The organism is Hominimerdicola alba 8 (assembly GCF_000178155.2).
In the GTDB taxonomy this organism is placed as follows: Bacteria; Bacillota; Clostridia; order Oscillospirales; family Ruminococcaceae; genus Hominimerdicola; species Hominimerdicola alba_C.
On the sequence record NZ_ADKM02000110.1, the window covers coordinates 25,446 to 43,411 of the forward strand.

At 47.8% G+C, this 17,966-nt stretch carries 15 protein-coding genes and 1 riboswitch; of the genes, 5 read left to right on the forward strand and 10 right to left on the reverse strand.

The genetic code is table 11. The features are described from left to right. Positions 1-5: 5 nt before the first annotated feature. The 7 genes from ribH to CUS_RS13110 all read right to left on the reverse strand — a co-directional run bounded on the left by ribH (position 6) and on the right by CUS_RS13110 (position 6,154). The gene (ribH, locus tag CUS_RS13080; protein WP_002851472.1) at positions 6-473 is read right to left on the reverse strand and encodes a 6,7-dimethyl-8-ribityllumazine synthase; all 468 of its coding nucleotides are present in this window, start codon (positions 471-473) and stop codon (positions 6-8) included. A gap of 15 nt (positions 474-488) precedes the next feature. Next, the gene (locus CUS_RS13085) at positions 489-1,688 is read right to left on the reverse strand and encodes a bifunctional 3,4-dihydroxy-2-butanone-4-phosphate synthase/GTP cyclohydrolase II (RefSeq protein WP_002851474.1); all 1,200 of its coding nucleotides are present in this window, start codon (positions 1,686-1,688) and stop codon (positions 489-491) included. A gap of 14 nt (positions 1,689-1,702) precedes the next feature. Then, positions 1,703-2,347: a riboflavin synthase gene (locus CUS_RS13090; RefSeq protein WP_002851518.1), complete on the reverse strand. Its 645-nt coding sequence runs from the start codon at positions 2,345-2,347 to the stop codon at positions 1,703-1,705. Next, positions 2,332-3,441, reverse strand: coding sequence for a bifunctional diaminohydroxyphosphoribosylaminopyrimidine deaminase/5-amino-6-(5-phosphoribosylamino)uracil reductase RibD (gene ribD / locus CUS_RS13095; protein ID WP_002851495.1), 1,110 nt, complete (start codon positions 3,439-3,441; stop codon positions 2,332-2,334). Before ribD ends, CUS_RS13090 begins: the two co-directional genes overlap by 16 nt. Positions 3,442-3,550: 109 nt before the next feature. Then, positions 3,551-3,670, reverse strand: a riboswitch (FMN riboswitch). A gap of 102 nt (positions 3,671-3,772) precedes the next feature. Continuing rightward, a complete protein-coding gene (locus CUS_RS13100; protein ID WP_002851532.1) occupies positions 3,773-3,976 on the reverse strand; it encodes a hypothetical protein in 204 nt (67 codons plus the stop codon). A gap of 35 nt (positions 3,977-4,011) precedes the next feature. After that, a complete protein-coding gene (locus CUS_RS13105) occupies positions 4,012-4,803 on the reverse strand; it encodes a response regulator (RefSeq protein WP_037277437.1) in 792 nt (263 codons plus the stop codon). Between the two features lies 1 nt (position 4,804). Further along, positions 4,805-6,154: a sensor histidine kinase gene (locus CUS_RS13110; RefSeq protein WP_002851508.1), complete on the reverse strand. Its 1,350-nt coding sequence runs from the start codon at positions 6,152-6,154 to the stop codon at positions 4,805-4,807. A gap of 446 nt (positions 6,155-6,600) precedes the next feature. Here CUS_RS13110 and CUS_RS13115 point away from each other — a divergent pair, with 446 nt between their 5' ends. Beyond that, the gene (locus CUS_RS13115) at positions 6,601-7,230 is read left to right on the forward strand and encodes a GNAT family N-acetyltransferase (protein ID WP_037277441.1); all 630 of its coding nucleotides are present in this window, start codon (positions 6,601-6,603) and stop codon (positions 7,228-7,230) included. 100 nt (positions 7,231-7,330) lie between these two features. Here the strand turns inward: CUS_RS13115 and CUS_RS13120 are convergent, their stop codons facing one another. The 3 genes from CUS_RS13120 to CUS_RS13130 form a co-directional block, all read right to left on the reverse strand. After that, the gene (locus tag CUS_RS13120) at positions 7,331-9,325 is read right to left on the reverse strand and encodes a S41 family peptidase (RefSeq protein WP_002851540.1); all 1,995 of its coding nucleotides are present in this window, start codon (positions 9,323-9,325) and stop codon (positions 7,331-7,333) included. A 574-nt stretch (positions 9,326-9,899) separates the two neighbouring features. Then, positions 9,900-10,934: a ThiF family adenylyltransferase gene (locus CUS_RS13125; RefSeq protein ID WP_002851531.1), complete on the reverse strand. Its 1,035-nt coding sequence runs from the start codon at positions 10,932-10,934 to the stop codon at positions 9,900-9,902. After that, positions 10,924-11,712 carry a tRNA threonylcarbamoyladenosine dehydratase gene (locus CUS_RS13130; protein ID WP_002851480.1) on the reverse strand — a complete coding sequence of 263 codons (789 nt, stop codon included), beginning with the start codon at positions 11,710-11,712 and terminating at the stop codon, positions 10,924-10,926. The genes CUS_RS13125 and CUS_RS13130 overlap by 11 nt, the downstream gene beginning before the upstream one ends. 648 nt (positions 11,713-12,360) lie before the next feature. Here CUS_RS13130 and CUS_RS13135 point away from each other — a divergent pair. From CUS_RS13135 to CUS_RS13150, 4 genes are all read left to right on the forward strand, one after another. Continuing rightward, a complete protein-coding gene (locus CUS_RS13135; protein WP_002851517.1) occupies positions 12,361-13,284 on the forward strand; it encodes a hypothetical protein in 924 nt (307 codons plus the stop codon). Positions 13,285-13,371: 87 nt separating this feature from the next. Further along, on the forward strand, positions 13,372-14,286 hold the full coding sequence (locus CUS_RS13140) for a hypothetical protein (protein ID WP_002851479.1): 915 nt from the start codon (positions 13,372-13,374) through the stop codon (positions 14,284-14,286). Between the two features lie 29 nt (positions 14,287-14,315). Then, on the forward strand, positions 14,316-14,774 hold the full coding sequence (locus tag CUS_RS18735; protein ID WP_002851466.1) for a hypothetical protein: 459 nt from the start codon (positions 14,316-14,318) through the stop codon (positions 14,772-14,774). Between the two features lie 14 nt (positions 14,775-14,788). Next, positions 14,789-17,770 carry a fibronectin type III domain-containing protein gene (locus tag CUS_RS13150; protein ID WP_002851506.1) on the forward strand — a complete coding sequence of 994 codons (2,982 nt, stop codon included), beginning with the start codon at positions 14,789-14,791 and terminating at the stop codon, positions 17,768-17,770. Positions 17,771-17,966 lie beyond the last annotated feature (196 nt).

The following is a 17,966-nucleotide window of genomic DNA, read 5'->3' on the forward strand; positions in this document are numbered from 1 at the left end:
GGTTTTCAGCGCTCTATCTCACGGATAAGGTCTATCATCTCGATAGCGCCCTCAGCACACTCGCTGCCCTTGTTGCCTGCTTTTGAGCCTGCGCGTTCTATCGCCTGCTCGATATTCTCGGTGGTTATCACGCCGAACATGACAGGCACGCCTGTTTCAAGGGATACCTGCGCTATGCCTTTTGCGGCTTCGTTACATACAAGGTCGTAATGGGAGGTGCTTCCCCTTATGACAGCGCCCAGACATATAACGGCATCGTACTTGCCCGACTGTGCCATTTTCTTTGCGATGAGAGGTATCTCAAAAGCACCCGGTACCCATGCAACATCTATCATATCGGGCGATACTCCGTGACGGATAAGCGTATCTTCAGCGCCGCCCAGCAGTTTTGATGTGATGAACTCGTTAAATCGCGCGACTGTTATGCCGATGCGCACATTTTTCGGTGTCAGTTTTCCTACAAAAGTATTCATTATAAACTCTCCTTTTTATATATCAAGCAGGTGACCCATTCTGTCACGCTTGGTTTTCAGATATTTCATATCGTATGCGGTAGCGGATACCTGTATCGGTACACGCTCTTTTATCTCAAGACCGAAACCGCTCAGACCGTACACTTTGTCGGGATTGTTGGTCAGCAGGCGGAGGGTCTTACAGCCGAGTTCGCGGAGTATCTGTGCGCCGATGTAGTATTCACGCATATCGGCAGGGAAACCCAGTGCGATATTTGCATCGAGCGTATCCATGCCGCCGTCCTGCAATTCGTAGGCGCGGAGTTTGTTTATCAGACCGATGCCTCTGCCCTCCTGCCGCATGTAGAGCAGTATGCCCCTGCCCTCTTTTTCTATGGCGGTCATGGCGGCGGCAAGCTGCTGACCGCAGTCGCATTTAAGCGAGCCGAAAGCATCTCCTGTCAGGCATTCCGAGTGTACGCGGCAGAGAATGTCCTCGCCGTCACCGATATCGCCCTTTACCAGCGCCACATGATGTTCGCCGTTCAGTATATTTATAAATCCGACTGCGCGGAAATCGCCGTACTTTGTGGGGAGTTTCGTGTCTGCCACACGCTTTGTCAGCCTGTCATGCACCTTGCGGTATTCTTTCAGCTGTGAGATGGTTATGAACTTCATGCCCCATTCTTCGGCTTTTTGGTGGAGTTCTTCCGAGCGCATCATAGTGCCGTCCTCGCGCATTATCTCACAGCACAGTCCGCACTGTTCAAGACCTGCAAGGCGCATGAGGTCTACCGTTGCTTCGGTGTGACCCTCGCGTTCAAGAACGCCGTTCTTTTTGGCGGTCAGCGGGAACATGTGACCCGGACGGCGGAAATCCTGCGGCTGTGACTCGGGGTCTGCCGCCGCCCTTGCGGTGAAGCCCCTCTCCTGTGCGGAGATGCCTGTGGTGGTGCTTACGTGGTCTACCGACACGGTGAACGCCGTTGAGTGATTATCGGTGTTCAGTTCGGTCATTTGCGGAAGTTTCAGCCTTTTGCATATCTCCTCAGTCATGGGCATACATATAAGACCTTTTGCCTGACTTGCCATGAAGTTAACATTTTCGGTAGTCGCGAACTGTGCGGCGCATATCATATCGCCCTCGTTTTCGCGGTCTTCATCATCTGTGACGATTATTATCCCGCCGTTTCTCAGCGCTTCGAGAGCATCGTCTATACTATCATATCTGTACATTTTTACCGCCTTTCTCAGATAAACCCGTTTTTTGCAAGCTGTTCCATCGTGACACCGCTGTTCTTTTGCGGCGCGGGACGGAGCAGTTTTTCTATGTACTTTGCTATGACATCAGTTTCGATATTGACAGTGTCACCGACTTTTCTCAGCGGGAGCACTGTGTTTTCGGCAGTGTGGGGAATGACCGACACGCTGAAACTGCTGTCATTTACCGATGCCACCGTAAGGCTGATGCCGTCTATTGCCACCGAACCTTTTTCCGCGATATATCTAAGCAGTCTGCTTTCGGCGGAAAATGTGTATCTCACAGCTATGCCGTCCTTTTGTATGGCAGAGATCACGCCTGTGCCGTCTATGTGCCCCGAAACTATGTGTCCGCCGAAACGACCGTCTGCGGGCAGGGCGCGTTCAAGGTCGGTTTTACTGCCCGCTTTCAGCGAACCGAGTGATGAGCGCATCAGCGTTTCGTTCATGACATCTGCGCGGAAAACACTGCCATCATGTTCGGTCACCGTAAGGCAGACACCGTTTACGGCGATGCTGTCACCGACTTTTGTACCCTCCAGCACTTTTTTTGCCGCTATGCGTATGAACGACTGACTGCCGCTTTTGTGTACCTCGCATACAGTGCCGACTTCTTCTATCAGTCCCGTGAACATTTTTTCACCCGCCCCTCTATGAGTATATCGCCGTCAAGTGCTGTAACGGTGGTGTCCTCCAGCATGAACGCCTTAGCAGGCGACTTTGCGCCCTTTCCGCCGACAGGTGTGAACGGCGACTTGCCGCCGAATATCTTTGGTGCGGTGTAAGCCATGACCTTATCGACTATGCTGCATTCCAGTGCTGACCATGCAAGAGTGCCGCCGCCCTCGATAAGCACGCTGTCGATCTTTTTTTCGCCCAGCATTTTCATCAGCGCCGAAAGATCGGTGCCGCCGTTACCGTTTGGCAGGCAGACGATCTGACAGCCTGCATTTTTCAGCGCATCGGCTTTTTGGGCATCTTCTTCGCCGCAGACTATCATAGTCGGCACTTTTTCTGCGGTGCGCACGATATTGCTGTCAAGCGGTATACGCAGATGAGTGTCGCATATCATCCGCAGAGGGTCGCGACCGTTTTCGATGCGGCAGGTAAGCAGAGGGTCGTCGGCAAGGACAGTGCCTATACCTGCCATTATCGCGGCATGTCTCAGTCTTTCGCGGTGGACATGTCTGCGGGCAGTTTCGCCTGTTATCCATTTTGACTCGCCTGTATAGCAGGCGGTCTTTCCGTCCAGGGTCATGGCGTATTTCAGTGTGACGAACGGCAGACCTGTTGTGATGAACTTGAAAAATATCTCGTTGAGTTTATCGCACTTCTCTTTGAGTACACCCTCAGTCACCCCGATGCCGCGACTGCGCAGGAAAGCCGCGCCTTTACCCGAAACGAGGGGGTTAGGATCACTTGAACCTATATACACATGCCTTATACCGTGTGCGGCTATCGCCTCAGTGCAGGGGGGCTGTTTGCCGTGATGACAGCAGGGTTCAAGGGTGACATACATATCAGCGCCCGCGCAGTTTATGCCTTTTTTATTGCATTGTGCGAAAGCACTGCGCTCGGCGTGCAAACTTCCGTATCTCTCATGAAAGCCTGATGCAATTATCTTTCCGTCACGGACTATCACAGCCCCGACCATCGGGTTAGGATTTACAAACCCCATGCCGTTCTCCGCACTGTCAAGCGCCGCCTGCATGAAGTCTTCGCGGTCCATACCATCAACTCCTTATTAAGGGCATAAAAAAGCCCCCGATATAAACACTTCGGGGGCAAAAATATTCATGATGCGCGATGATATGCCAACATTACAAAAATGTCAGCCAATATATCTTCTCTCATCCGGACTATACCGTCGGTCCCGTAATTTCAACGGGTCAACCGCCAAAAGCGGCTCGCAGACTTTAACTGCCGGTCAGGAATCACACCCTGCCCTGAAGATGGATATATTATATCACAGTGCTGTCCGTTTGTCAATAGGGCAGATGGGATATTTTTCAATATCCTGAAAAAGCCCCCTCATGCGCTGAGGGGGGTGATAGTTTTATTTACTGTGCGTTTTTATATTTCTGAACGATGGGCTTGATGTTCTTTACATGACCTGCTATCATAGAAACATCAGTAACAGTGATGGTTTCGCTGTAATCAGCATCGGGCTGAGTCTGTGTGGTCACGCCTATCAGCGCATCGGGGGTCAGTTCGCCTGCCACAGCACCGTCACCGCCGTTGCAGCTTACCGCGCCGCCATTCATGGTGAATATTCCGTTGCTAAATAAGTTAAAAAGTTTTACAGGCTATCCTGCCCGAATAGCTTACATTTTACCCCGTAAGCCCACGGATACTGTTCCATATACTGGCAAAGTCTTGCGGCGGGGACTCTTATACCGTTAAGATGGTCGTAATAATCGCACCTGAGAAGCGATTTGTCAACGCTGTAAGCGCCGCGCGAATTGGCTATGAATTCCTTTGGAACGCCGTATTTGCTGAGGGTCTTGCGAATGTCATAAATAATGTTCCTGACATATGTGCGCTTCTCATCGCCGTCCTCTTCTTCTTTGAAGACAAGGCATCTCAATTCCTCTTCAGTGACCTCAGCACCCAGCTTGTCTATAAGGTAGGCGAGTACTTCCTTGCTGTCCTTGCGCTCGAACCTGACGGGTGAAGTGCCGTAGAACACTTCAAAATAGCCGAAGCACTGCACACGCAGTTCTCTTATGGGCAGGCGCACATGGGATATAGCCTGTCTGAGTTCTTCTTCAGATACGGGCTTGACCAGATATCCGCAGACATACTGGTCGAGGGCGCTTGCCTTATATTCGGGGTCTGAGTGACCTGTGTAGATTATGATATTCATATCGCCGTACTTTTCGTAAAGGTGCTTTGTCAGGTCAATGCCGTTGAGAGTACCGCCGAGATCAATATCGATAAAGACGATGTCTATTCGGTTGTTATCGGCAAAATCCATCATATCTGCCATTTTTACGAAGCCTTCGTGTATGCCGTTGGGGTCTATTTTTTTCAATTTACGTATCAGTGCATTGACTGCCAGCTGTTCATCATCGAGTGTAACTGTTACCATTTTACTGCCTCCTGTCTTTTGGTATCATGATCTCTGCCACTGTCCAGTTATCGCGGCGTTTGATCTCAAGTCTGCCGCCGCACATCTGTTTCAGTCGGAATTCTGTGTTTTTAAGACCTATCCCGCCCTTGCCGAGTGTTTCGGAATTCATATCGAATCCCTCGCCGTTATCGCGTATCTCAACGAAGAAAGCGTCATCTGTTTCATATGAAGACAGCACTACCTTTCCGTTGGGTGAATACCTGTCGATGCCGTGTTTTACTGCATTTTCTGCCAGCGGTTCGATGCTGAGTGCGGGCACTGTGAAGCCTGTGCAGTTAAGTTCAAACTCAAAGCTGAACTTTTTGCTGGTATCGGCATGTTCTATGGCTAGGTATTCCCTCACTGCCTGCACTTCTTCTTCAAAGGGTATGGGTTCGGTGCTTTCGGTGGCATCTATGTTATTGCGCAGGTATCTTGCGAAATGGTCAAGCAGTTCTGCCGCACGTTCGGGGTCGGTATAGCAGACCTCCTGCACAGCTATCATGGCATTGTTGATAAAATGGGGCTTTATCTGTGCCTGCATGAGGTTCAGCTTGGTTTCTGCGAGTTCGGTCTTGGCTTTTTCGAGGTCATAGCCGTATTTCAGTGTGACTTCGGTCTTGTTTTTTTCGTACTGTAAGAACATCACCAGTGCCGCGACAGCTATCATCTCGTTGTTCATCGACCTGCCTGAATTTGACAATCCGCTGACAAAGCCAAGCATCGGGAAGAATGAAGCGGTCAGTATTATTTTTTTGATAAACGCATCGGTCTGTTTCCAGTGGAAAGCTATCTCGGCGGCGATGAAAACAAATGTCAGTATAGTAACGCCCTGCCATACATAGAAGCCCCATTTGCGGGAGTAACCGCCGCATTCGTCTATGCGGTAGATGGCATCTGTAAAGGGTGTGACCGCAAGCATCACAGCCATTGGTATCTGCAAAAGCTGGAAAGCGGTAAGCGCTCTTTTCATACGGTCTATCTTATGTTTGACAGCTATGTTGTCCTTTATGACCTGTAAAAAGAAAAACGTCTGGAAGCCGCCGATAAGATAATAAAAGAACATCGCCGCCGTGATATGAGGGCGCGAAAATCTTATAAAAAGAATTATCGTTATCTCGCATAAGTTATACAGGAAAGATGCACAGTAAAAGATAAGCAGTTCTTTTGAGAGGGGGATCTTGACTTTGTTGATAAGTTCATCGCTTTTGTCGCGTTGAATGCTTAACTGCATATTGAATATCAGAAACAGCAGGAACAATTCGTTCCAGCATTCTATCATAAGGCGAATGAATGTCTGCAAGCCTATCCGCTGTAAGATCTCGTTCATGGGTACACTCCTGTCTTATAGTAAACGACATTAATTTCATGACATTCAGCGCTCACAGCCACAATAATAACAGCGTCAGTGAGCGCTGAATGTAGAAATAAATATGTCGTTTACTATAATATATAGTTCATCTTATGATATTATATACTTTATTTTTTTCGTTGTCAAGGCGGAGCACCTTTTTGACAGACGGATACAGATGTACTTTAAAACTATAGCGATCCAACTTTTTAAATTCACAAAATCCAGTCGCAAAAGCTGGGATCTATGGGTTTTGTGACCGGATCTTGTCTGAATTTTAAGGCGGATTGCTATATTGACTTTTTGAGCGAGCGGGTGTATAATGGTATTCGGTTAGATAACACTAACTGAATACAGGAAAACAGGTGCGGGGCAGGCTGAGAATACTCAGGACTGCATTCGCAGACAGATGCGGGAGGGTAAAAATGAAAAAATTGCGCGGGCTGTCTGAACGTGAGGTAGAGGATATCTCCCGCCAGATAGCGGATTCTTTCTATGATTACAGATACAATGAAGCGGACAGGGGACTGCTGAAATATATCCACGACCGCGAAGCCATGTACACATATATCGGTGCGATAGTCAGGGCGGCTTACAAAAGCGGTCTGCTGTATGCAACTTCTGACAGGCGTGAGGGATATCTGATACTGTCGGGCGAGGGAGTCGGCAGTATCGGCGTGGTTGACGGGATAAAGATGATATTCGCTGAAAAAAAGGCGCTGGGCGGCTGGGGAAAGCTGAAAGACTTTGTATCTGCCTGCTTTAGCAATGGCGGCAGCATCGAAACGAGGATGAAAAAGGCGAAGCGAAAATTCATAAGGATAGAAGTGCTTGTGGTGCGCCCCGAATTTCAGCGGCAGGGGTATATGCGGAAAATGCTGGAAAGTGTCTGCGCGCTTGCAGACAAGAAACATCTGCCGATAATACTTGATACTGACGACATGGATAAAAGTCAGCGCTACCGACATCTCGGCATGAAGCTGGACAGAATGCGTGACTGCGGCGAAAAGTTCCATATGTACGACCTTATACGCGAATGCCGCACAGCGGTATGAAAAACTGTGCTGTGACAAACAAGGCAGGTGCTTCACTATAAACTGATGAAGCACCTGTTTTTTGATTATTTTAAATATCTGCAAGAACGTTTTGTGGCTGTTATGACTTTTTCTTTGTTACAACAGCGATCGCTGACAGCAGTGACATTGCCGCAAATGCCGCAGGTGCATTGCCTGTGCTTGGGTTTGCGGTGGTGTTGGCGGTCGCACGACTTGAAGGATCAGCCTGTGAACTGCCTGCCTGACTTTCGCTCTCAGATCTGTTTTCGCCTGCGGAAGAGGAACTTATCGCGGGTGCTGAACTTTCGGGGGATTTGGCGGCATAGAATTCCCTGACCATTTCGCCCAGCGATGCGATATCGTACAGTTTGCTGTAATCTGTCACCTCAGTGCCATCGACCATAGTTTTTTCGGCAAGTTCATGATCGACAGCCGCGCCGAAGTCGGCATCGGTATTGTCGGCAGATACCAGCTTTTTACTGCCTGACATGCAGTAAAATCCGCCGAGAGGGTCTGAAAAGATAGCCAGCGTGCATGAACCGCCGCCGCTCTGCTCGCCCAGCAGACAAATACCCATGTCTTTAGCCATCACTGCCATGAGGTTTGCACAGGAGAAGGACATTTTTGAAGTGACCACGCCAAAGTTGAAGTCGTAGACTACGTTTTTGTCATCATCATCGAAATCGCCGTCAAGGTCGAGGTCGATGTCTATATCCTGAGTGACATATGAGCCTGTGACTGTGCTGAGCATGCGGATATTTGTGCGGTCATCGGGTGTGCCGACGCTGTTTTCGAGTATCGCAGTCATGTAGCTGAGGACTGCTGTTGAGCCGCCTGTGTTTGCTGAGATGTCGATGATAAAGTTTTTGACACCATGCTCTTTTGCGTGGTCAAGCGACCATTTGAACGGCTCGATGACATCATTGAAAAACTGAACAAAGCTGAACACTGCTGTGTCGCCCTCGACAGCGTAGCAGATCTGACCGTCATTCCAGCTGTTTACGAGTTCAATATTCTGAAAAGCATTATTTTTCTGCTCGTTTGTTTCCATCATTTTTTCGTTTTTAAGCAGAGTATTTATCACCGAATCGCGAGCCATATTTTCGGCATCTGTCTGCGGTGCGGTGAGTCTGATGAGCCAGTCGTTAAGAAGTTCGCATTCGGGGTAGAGCATACCGCTGTTATTGTAATCGATATACATGACGGTATGACCGCCGTCATCAAACTCGTCACTGAGCATGCTCATACCGATCGCCTGGTCTGACCTGCTGGTGGAAAGCAGAAGTTCTTTTGCAAGTCGGCTCTCATCGCTGTAGGTGTCGAGGGTCTTGTCAAGCCCCTGTTCTTCTATCAGCGGGGCAAACTCAGCTTTCAGCGGTGCGCCGTACAGCTTATCAGTGACAAAGCAGAGTTCACGGTAAGTGAAATCTGCGATAGCCTGCGAACGCTCCATCTGCTGATAAACAGGTGACCTGTCAAAGTAGCCGCTGCCCGTCGCCATCGAGAAAGAATGCTCGAAATACAGTTCACCGTCCTGATAGGCGGCGTAGTTGTAGGTATTGTTTTCGAGGTCGTTCATGGTGGTCAGCGGCAGGTAGACCTCGCCGTCAGCTTCTATGATGTCGATGCCGTATTCGGAAAAATCAAGCGTAACGGGCTTTGGGTCATCGACGGTGAGGGGCAGTTCGACCAGATAATCGCTTTCAAGCTCAGAGCCTTCATTGAAAGGGTCTTCAAACATAAAATGCTCAAAATTATCAAAAAAAATAGTATCAGCCGATGGGTCTATGACCATTGAACCGTTCTCGTTTGAAACGGTATAAGTGCCGTCATCATTGCGGATACACTGCGCCGCCACTGTATGCGCCCTGCTCATGAAATCGGCAGGTCTGATATAAGGCAGTTCCGGCATTTCATCGGTAAAAAGGCATTTGGTTTCGGCAGTGTTGTCCATACTGTACAGATGTGTTTTCAGCATTTTTACAGTGTAGGGACTATCAGCCTTTGCACACAGCACGCTGCCTGAAGGCAGCGAAGCACCCATCACAGCCGCAGCAGCAAGGGTTGTCAGCCTTTTCAACGCATTATACATCATAAAACCACCCTTTCAGATATTGATATTGCACACAGCACTCGGGATATACAGAACCGCATGCAGTTTTGTAGGATATTGACATCTTGATATATCATATTGTAACATATTATATAAAAAAAGTCAACCTTTACGCAATATTAAATACAATATCTATAAAAACTTTCGCGTGAGGACAACATCAGCGCCTAGCAACGGTGGAAAGTTATTTTTAGCGAAGTTTACAAAAAATTCACAAATCCACCCCGAAAAGAGGTGCTCTGCGTAACTCTTTTGTGACTGAGATATGTTATAATATATACAGTGAAATCAATATACTTTATCGTTATTATTTCATCTAACCCCACCGTCGGGCGCGAAGCGAACTGTTTCTCAATTATTCCAACCCCATTTTGCAGCGTCCGACAAGATAACAGTGCCGAACTCTTCAGCATACTGACATGCTGTGGTGTTCGGCTTTTTTGTTTGGTGTGGGAAATGACAGCCGTTATAAAAAGGAAAAACTCACGCCCGCGAAACAGATGGGGTGTGAGTTTTTTTTGTGGGTTATACTATTATAATAGTATAGATGTTTTGGTCAGCGGCGGGCGGTGGCTGAGTTACAGACAATGCAGTGCTTGCTTATGCCGCCGAAGTTTACTGTGCGTGCTTTCATGCGAAGCATGTCGAAGACGAACAGTTTGTTTGTCAGCATATCGCCCGATGAAGTTATGTATTTTATCGCTTCGAGTGCCTGCATACAGCCTATCATGCCTGCCGATGCACCGATGATGCCTGCGCTTTCGCAGGTTTCGCAGACTGAGGGCGGTACTTCAAAGATACATCTCAGGCAGGCTGTTTTGCGGGGAATGACTGTCATGACCTGTCCTTCAAAACCGATGACACCGCCGTAGCAGTAGGGTATGCCGTACTGCACGCAGAGGTCGTTTATCATGAACTTAGTTTCGGCGCTGTCGGTGCAGTCTGCCACATAATCGTAGCCTTTCAGGATATCTGCGGCGTTTTCGTTGGTGAATGGGAAAGGATATGCGGTCACATCTATTTTATCATTAATGCCGACCAGGGTGTTTTTCAGTGACAGCGCTTTGTTTATGCCGACCTCTCGGTGGGCGACCTGCCTGTTAAGGTTGGAAAGGGATACTTCGTCATGGTCGATGATGCCTATTTTGCCGACACCTGCGGCGGCGAGGTACATTCCGCAGGGACAGCCCAGACCGCCTGCACCTATTATGAGGACGGCGGCATTTTTCAGCTTTTGCTGACCTGTCAGACCTATCTGCGGGAGAGTTATCTGCCTGTCATAGCGTTCAAGTTCTTGGGTATCGAAAGCGGTATCCTGCGTTTTGAGCCACTGTGCATAGCCGCCTTTCAGACTGTACGCATTAAAGCCGCACTTTCTGAAATACGCCGCAGTTTCTATGCTCTCGACCCCGTACTGACAGTAGAATATCAGCTTTTTACTGCCTGCCGACCTGATATCTTTGTGGGTGAGGACAGCACCGTCGATATGACCTTGCCGATATGATGCTTCACTGCGCAGATCTATGAGGATATGACTGTCTTTGGGGAGTTTCAGGAGTTCTTCGGCGCTTATTCCGATATCATCGTTCATATGTTTTTTTCTCCTTATTTTTCGGGGAAGATATCAGGTCTTTTACGACCTCTCCCGCTATCAGCAGACCCGCGACAGACGGGACGAATGCGACACTGCCCGGAATATCTCTTCGCTCGGTGCATTTGTGCTTTGTACCGGGCTGGCAGATGCAGTGCGTGCGGCAGCTTATCGACATATCTTCCAGCGGGCGAGTGGGCTTTTCTTCGGAATAGACGACTTTCAGCGACTTTACGCCGCGCTTGCGGCACTCATAGCGCATCACACGCGCGAGGGGGCAGACCTTGGTATCATAAATATCAGCCACGCGGAACTGACTGCCGTCCAGCTTGTTGCCTGCGCCCATACAGCTTATTACAGGCACGCCCATCGACTGACATTTTGTGACAAGTGCCAGTTTTGCCGAAACGGTATCTACCGTATCGACCACATGATCGTATTCGGCAAACGGGAAATCATCGATGTTTTCGGGCAGGACAAAGCATTTGTGGATATTTACCACAGCATCGGGGTTTATCTCCAGTATGCGGTCGCGCATGACTTCTGCTTTGTATTTGCCGACTGTTTTGCGGGTCGCGATTATCTGACGGTTGAGATTTGTCAGGCAGACTTTGTCATCGTCTATCAGGTCAAATCTGCTGACACCACTGCGCACCAGTGCTTCGCAGACATATCCGCCGACACCGCCGATGCCGAAAACCGCCACGCGGGCGCTTTGCAGGCGCTCGATGCCGTCTTTGCCGAGCAATAACTGTGTTCTTGAAAATTGGTTCAACATATTACACCACCATAAAATAGTAATTCTATCAAAATACTATGCTTTATTATACATGATTTTTCGGCAGAAGTCAAGGGGGGGAGTGCTGTTTCGGGTGAGATCGGCGGGAGGGGCGGTGTAAGTGTGAGGGGGCTGAGGTGTGGGTTCGGGAGGGGAGAGTTTTGGGGAGGAAAATAGTGAAGCGGCATTTATCAAGTCACAAATTATTGACAAATTCGTGACAATGGGGTTATTCGGACGGTTACAGAAAGTTGCGGAGAAACGACAAAAAAACAGATACTTAATAATTTAAGTTCTTTTTAACATGTATTGAGATATGGTTTTATACAAGATGTACAACATGTAATTAATTAAAATAAAAAAATAATGAAATTTGCTTGACTTTCACAATAGAGTGTGCTATAATGTCAACATAAAAGAAAGTTCACAAAGTTGTGGATTTATTTAAAATCTTTTAACAAGAAAGGGGCGCAGTACCATGTATAAGTTTGAGGGTAGCATGCACATATCTGATATACGTACATGGGGTGACTGCGCGCTTTGTGTGGGCTTTATTGGGGTAAATGCGTGTCGGCGGGGGTGAAACGGCACCCCCTGCGGGCGCGCTTTAGTTGTGCAAAATAAAAAAAAGACAAGGGAGGATAATTTATGAACAGTAAATGGAAAAAGACCACATCATTGCTATGCGCACTGACTGTTGCGGCTGTGCCGATGGCGCTTAATGTAGGTGCAGGTGCTCCTGAAAATAGTGACAAAGGCGTTTTAGTTAATGAAGCTGTGCAAATCGGTGAAGCATATGTTGAGGGCTACATACTCACCATTCCTGCAAGGTTTGACATTCAGAACGAGGGCTGGAACGAGATAGGCGATATCTCGGCGGTAGGTCATCTGGCTGAGGGCAAGAAGCTGGTGGTTTCAGCTGACTCGGCAAATCACTGGGGTATGAAAAACGAAGAGTCAGGTAAATATGTCAACTACGAATTAAAGAACAGTGCAGAGGGTGAAGAAACGACTTCGTGGGAGTTCACCTCACTCAGCGAAACACCCGCTACACAGACTATCGGCATTGACGTTGAACCGTTTAAGGGCAAGGACTTGCCCGCAGGTGAGTATACCGATGTGCTTACGTTTACGGCTGGTGTGGAAGATGTGGTAACCGGAAGCAGGCTCTCACCTATACTTAAAAATGGCGGTGAGCTGAAGATAGCATGCACATATAGGGCAAATGATTATAATTCTTCTGCCGATGCAGGCGGCACAACTGGTGCTTTTGAAACAATAAACTTCATTGTAAAGAACAATAACGGTGAATATAATGTGACATGTAAGGGTGACAATGTAACTGAGACATACTTTGATGGTTATGCAGATGTTTATGATAATAGAGATCTTTCTTTGCATGTACTGAATCCTCTGGATGAGATAGATTATATGTTCCACTTCGGTATCGAAGAAGATTTTTGCTTTTACCGAGTTTACGATCACTTAAAAAATTCAGAAGTTGATAGCACATGTAAATTCTTTGTAAACGGTGTTGATGTAAGTGATTATCTGCATATCGATCAGCCATAAACCGCTGAACTGAGAAAGTCCGTGAGTGACTGCATAATATAATGAAACTTTTTAATATAATAAAACTTTTTAAGGAGGCTTAATGCTATGAAAAACAAACTTAAGAGAACGACTTCGATGTTATGTGCGCTGACTGTTGCGGCTGTGCCGATGACTATGAGTGCTTTTACAGCAAGTGCGACCGAGATCACAAACACTGTGAGCGACTACACGCTGACGATACCCTCGTCATTCACAGTTGCGAATGCAGGCTGGAACGAGATAGAGGGCGGCGTAACGGCAAGCGGTACTCTTGCAGACGGCAAGAAGCTGGTAGTTACAGCACAGTCTGACAACGGCTGGGCGCTTAAATCGGGCGATAACAGCATTGGCTACAATCTGGCGAAAGAAGATGCTGACTACAACGCAAATGCAGAAGCCCCCACATGGGAGTTTGATACCCTCACCGCTGACGGAGTTTCACAGACAGCGGGCTTGATAGTTGAGAACTACGATGAAGCCCCCGCAGGAAATTATTCGGATAATGTGGTGTTTACGGCTAGTGTGGAAGAGGGCGGCTCAGGCGATAATGGCAGTGGTACAGTGCAGGCAAGCAATCTCTCACCGATACTTGAAAATGGCGGTGAGCTGAAGATAGCATGCACATATAAGGCAAATGATTATGATGCTTCTTACGATGCAGGCGGCACAAATGGTGCTTTTGAAACAATAAACATCATTGTAAAGAACAATAACGGTGAATATGATGTGACATTTGAGGGTGACAATGTAACTGAGGCATACTTTGATGGTCGTGCAAAAGTTTATGAGAATAGAGAACTTTCTTTGCATGTAATAAAACCTCGGGATGAAATAGAGTATATTTTCGAGTTCGGTATCGAAGATGATTTTTGCCATTACCAAGTTTACGATCACTTAAATAATTCAGAAGTTGATTGCACATGTAAATTCTTTGTAAACGGTGTTGATGTAAGTGATTATCTGCTTATCCCACAGCCATAAACCACTGAACTGAGAAAGGTCGTGAACAAATGCACAAACTGAATAGGGTGTTTGCGGCTTTTCTGGCGGCGGCACTCAGCGCTTGTATATTGAGCGGGTGCGGCGGCACAGCTGAGAACAGTTCGGCTGAACAGCCCGCAACTACAACAACTGCTCCCGCAGGACAGTCCGCTGTGCAGGACAGCGGCAACATAAATATTCCCGGCTTTGAGTCACTCGAATTTAAGGCAGGCGAAACAAAGCAGACTTCGAGGTTACACAACCCCGCAGAGAACAGCTGTTATTTCCGCATGACCCTCACCATAGACGGTGAAGCCATCTGGCAGAGCGATGATATAGCGCCGGGCGAACAGGTCGGTGAGATGGAACTCACCCGCGCGTTAGATGCAGGCGAGTACGCCGCAAAATTAAAGTACGAATGTTTTACGATGCAGGATAAAACTCCCCTTAACGGCGCGGAGATAGACCTTGCGATAAATGTTAAGTAAGAGAGGTGCAAATTATGACATATAAAAGAATTATAAGCGGTCTGCTGGCACTGTCACTGACAGCGAGCATGATGCCTACCGCAATAGCTGATACCAACGATGACAGCAACACCAATAACGAGAACACCAACACTGTCACCATAAACAATGAGAACACCAGCGGTCAGATGATACTTACGCTGAACGTTAAGGGTACACTTGATCTGAGTCTGGAGATGGCAGACTGGGCGTATAAGAGCGAAGCAAGCGAACCTGTTCTGACAGGCAACACGGGTAACGGCGATGTTACTTATTACTACAAGCCGCAGGGCGCAGAGGATTCCGCTTACACTACCGAAAAGCCTACCGCAGAGGGCGCATATACCGTCAAGGCGGAAGTCGCTGAAACTGAGGGTTATTACGGCGGAACAGCTTACGCAGACTTTAAGATAACACCCCTCACCGCAGGCATGGAGATAAACCTTAAGGTCAAGAAGACTATTACTCGTGATGATTACGAGTTCATTCTCCCTGACTCGTTAGTATATGACGGTAAGGCTAAGGTCTTCGGCGTGGTAAATAATAATACCGATATGCCCGAAGCCACTGTTGAGTACTACAACGCTGAGGGCGTAAAGCTGGACAGCGCTCCTGTAAATGCAGGCAAGTTTACAATAAAGGTAGTTTACGGTGAGAACGAGGAATACAAGGCAGTAACGTTTGACAATATTGGTACGTTTAATATTGTAAAGGCTGATGCACATGTAACAGAGCCTAAGGCTGTTGAAGATCTGGTATTTGACGGCAATGTGCATGATCTTGTTGAAGCAGGCTCTACCAAGAGTGGCGAGATAAAATATCGTATAGTTGATAAGGAGCAGTCGAATGTTGAAAACGACTGGCAGACTATCATTCCTACTGCAACAAATGCAGGTGAATACGTTGTTGAGTGGAAAGTTTTCGATGCTGACGAGAACAACTGGAACGTAGAACCCGCAGAGGGTAGATTCTTTGTTACCATAGCTGAGGCTAATGCAAAGGTAACAGCACCTAAGGCTATCGATGATCTGGTATTTAACGGCACTGGGCAGGAGCTTGTTGAAGCAGGTTCTACCAGCGACGGCGTAATGGAATATAAGGTTGACGAGGGCGAGTGGTCAGCTGATCTGCCTAAGGCAACAGATGCAGGTAAGCACATTGTTTACTACAGAGTAAACTTTGGTGATGATAAGGATAACTATGTTCCTGTTTCAGGTGATGTTGATGTCGAAATAGCTAAGGCTACCGCAAAGGTAACAGCGCCTAAGGCTATCGAGGGTCTTAAGTACAACCGTGAGGAGCAGACACTTGTTGAAGCAGGTTCTACCAGCGGCGGCGTAATGGAATATAGGGTTGACGAGGGCGAGTGGTCAGCTGATCTGCCTAAGGCAACAGATGCAGGCGATCACTTTGTTTACTGCAGAGTAAACTTCGGTGATGACGCTGAAAACTGGAATGAAGTGGATACGGATCCGATCGTTGTCAACATCGACAACACATTCACAGTTACCTGGAAGAACGGCGATAAGACCATCGAGACCGATGAGCTGGTAGAGTTTGGCACAGTGCCTTCTTATGACGGCGAAGAGCCCACAATGACAGGCGAAGATAACGAAGTATTCGTATTCAGCGGCTGGGATAAGGACATTGATGAAGTTACCGAAGATGTTACCCTCAACGCAACATTCAAGAAGTACACCAGAACTGATGCTAAGGAAGAAACTTGTGATGAAGACGGCAACACCGAGTACTACACAGGCGATGACGGTTTCTATTACACCTACGACGGCACTGACTTCACTAAGATAGATGAGAATTCATGGATAATCGAGGCTAAGGGTCATAACTACAATGTAAGACCTATCTGGGAATGGAACGAAGACTGGTCGGAAGCTACCGCAACATTCGTTTGCGCTAACGACAGTGAGCACACCGTTGTTCTTGAAGGTATTATCACCGAGAGCACCACAGCAGGCAAGATCGGTGAAAAGGGTGAGCACATCATCGTTGCAACTGTTGAGTTCAACGGCAGAAAGTACACCAACCACAAGATAACCAAGATGCCCGCAACTACCGTCAAGAAGATAGCCGCTAAGGACGCTACATGCTCCGAAGAAGGCAACATAGAGTATTATGCAGGCTCAGACGGCAAGTTCTATGTTCTTGAGGACGGCAAATATGTTGAGATCGCTATAGAAGACACAGTTATCCCTGTTAACGATGTTCACACATTTGGCGAACCTACATTCGTATGGGGCGAGAATAACACCGTTACAGCAGTTTTCAAATGCAATGACTGCGGTTATGAAGAGTCCCGCGATGCAGAAGTTGAACTGGTCAAGACTGCACCTACTTACACCGAGAACGGCAAGTACGTTTACACCGCTTCTGTTGAGGCTGACGGCGTAGTTTACACCGACAGCAAGGAAGTTACCATTTACAGCCCTGATCCTATAGATGTTACCTACACACCCGGCGACAAGTCTGTAAACTTGACTTGGAATGCAGTTGACGGCGCTGAAAAGTATGGCATTTGCATCATGGAAAACGGTCAGTGGAAGAAGATAGAAGAGGGTTACAAGACCAGATACACTCTGACAGGTCTCCAGCCCGACACCAAGTACACCGTTACCGTTATACCGATGGTACAGAACATCTGGTGCTCAGACTTCACACATGCTATCGAAGTTCAGGCTAATTCGGAAATGCCTGCAGGCTTCCCGAAGGTTGAAACTCAGGTAAGCGGCAGCAAGTTCAAGCTCGACTGGACAGCAGTTGACGGCGCTGAGAAGTACGGCATAGCTGTATATCAGGGCGGCAAGTGGGTAGTAAAGGCTACCGTTAACGGCGATGTAACTTCTTTCACTTCGCCCGAAGTAGCAGCAGGCACCTACAAGATGGTAGTTTGCGCTAAGGTAAACGGCAAGTGGGATACCAGAGCACTGAATTCCAGAGCATTTGGTGTTACTATCGAGTAAGATAATTCCTATTATGTTTTCCATGTGAAAACAGTTCTCCTTAAAACGACCCCGACTGTACCACGACAGTCGGGGCTTGTTTTTGTGATGCGATCTGCGGGTATCAGATACAAATATCTGTGAGAAGATGATGCTGACAGGACAGGCTGAACACTGTCCGAAAGGCATGATATCCTTCGGAAGCGTTGGAAGATGA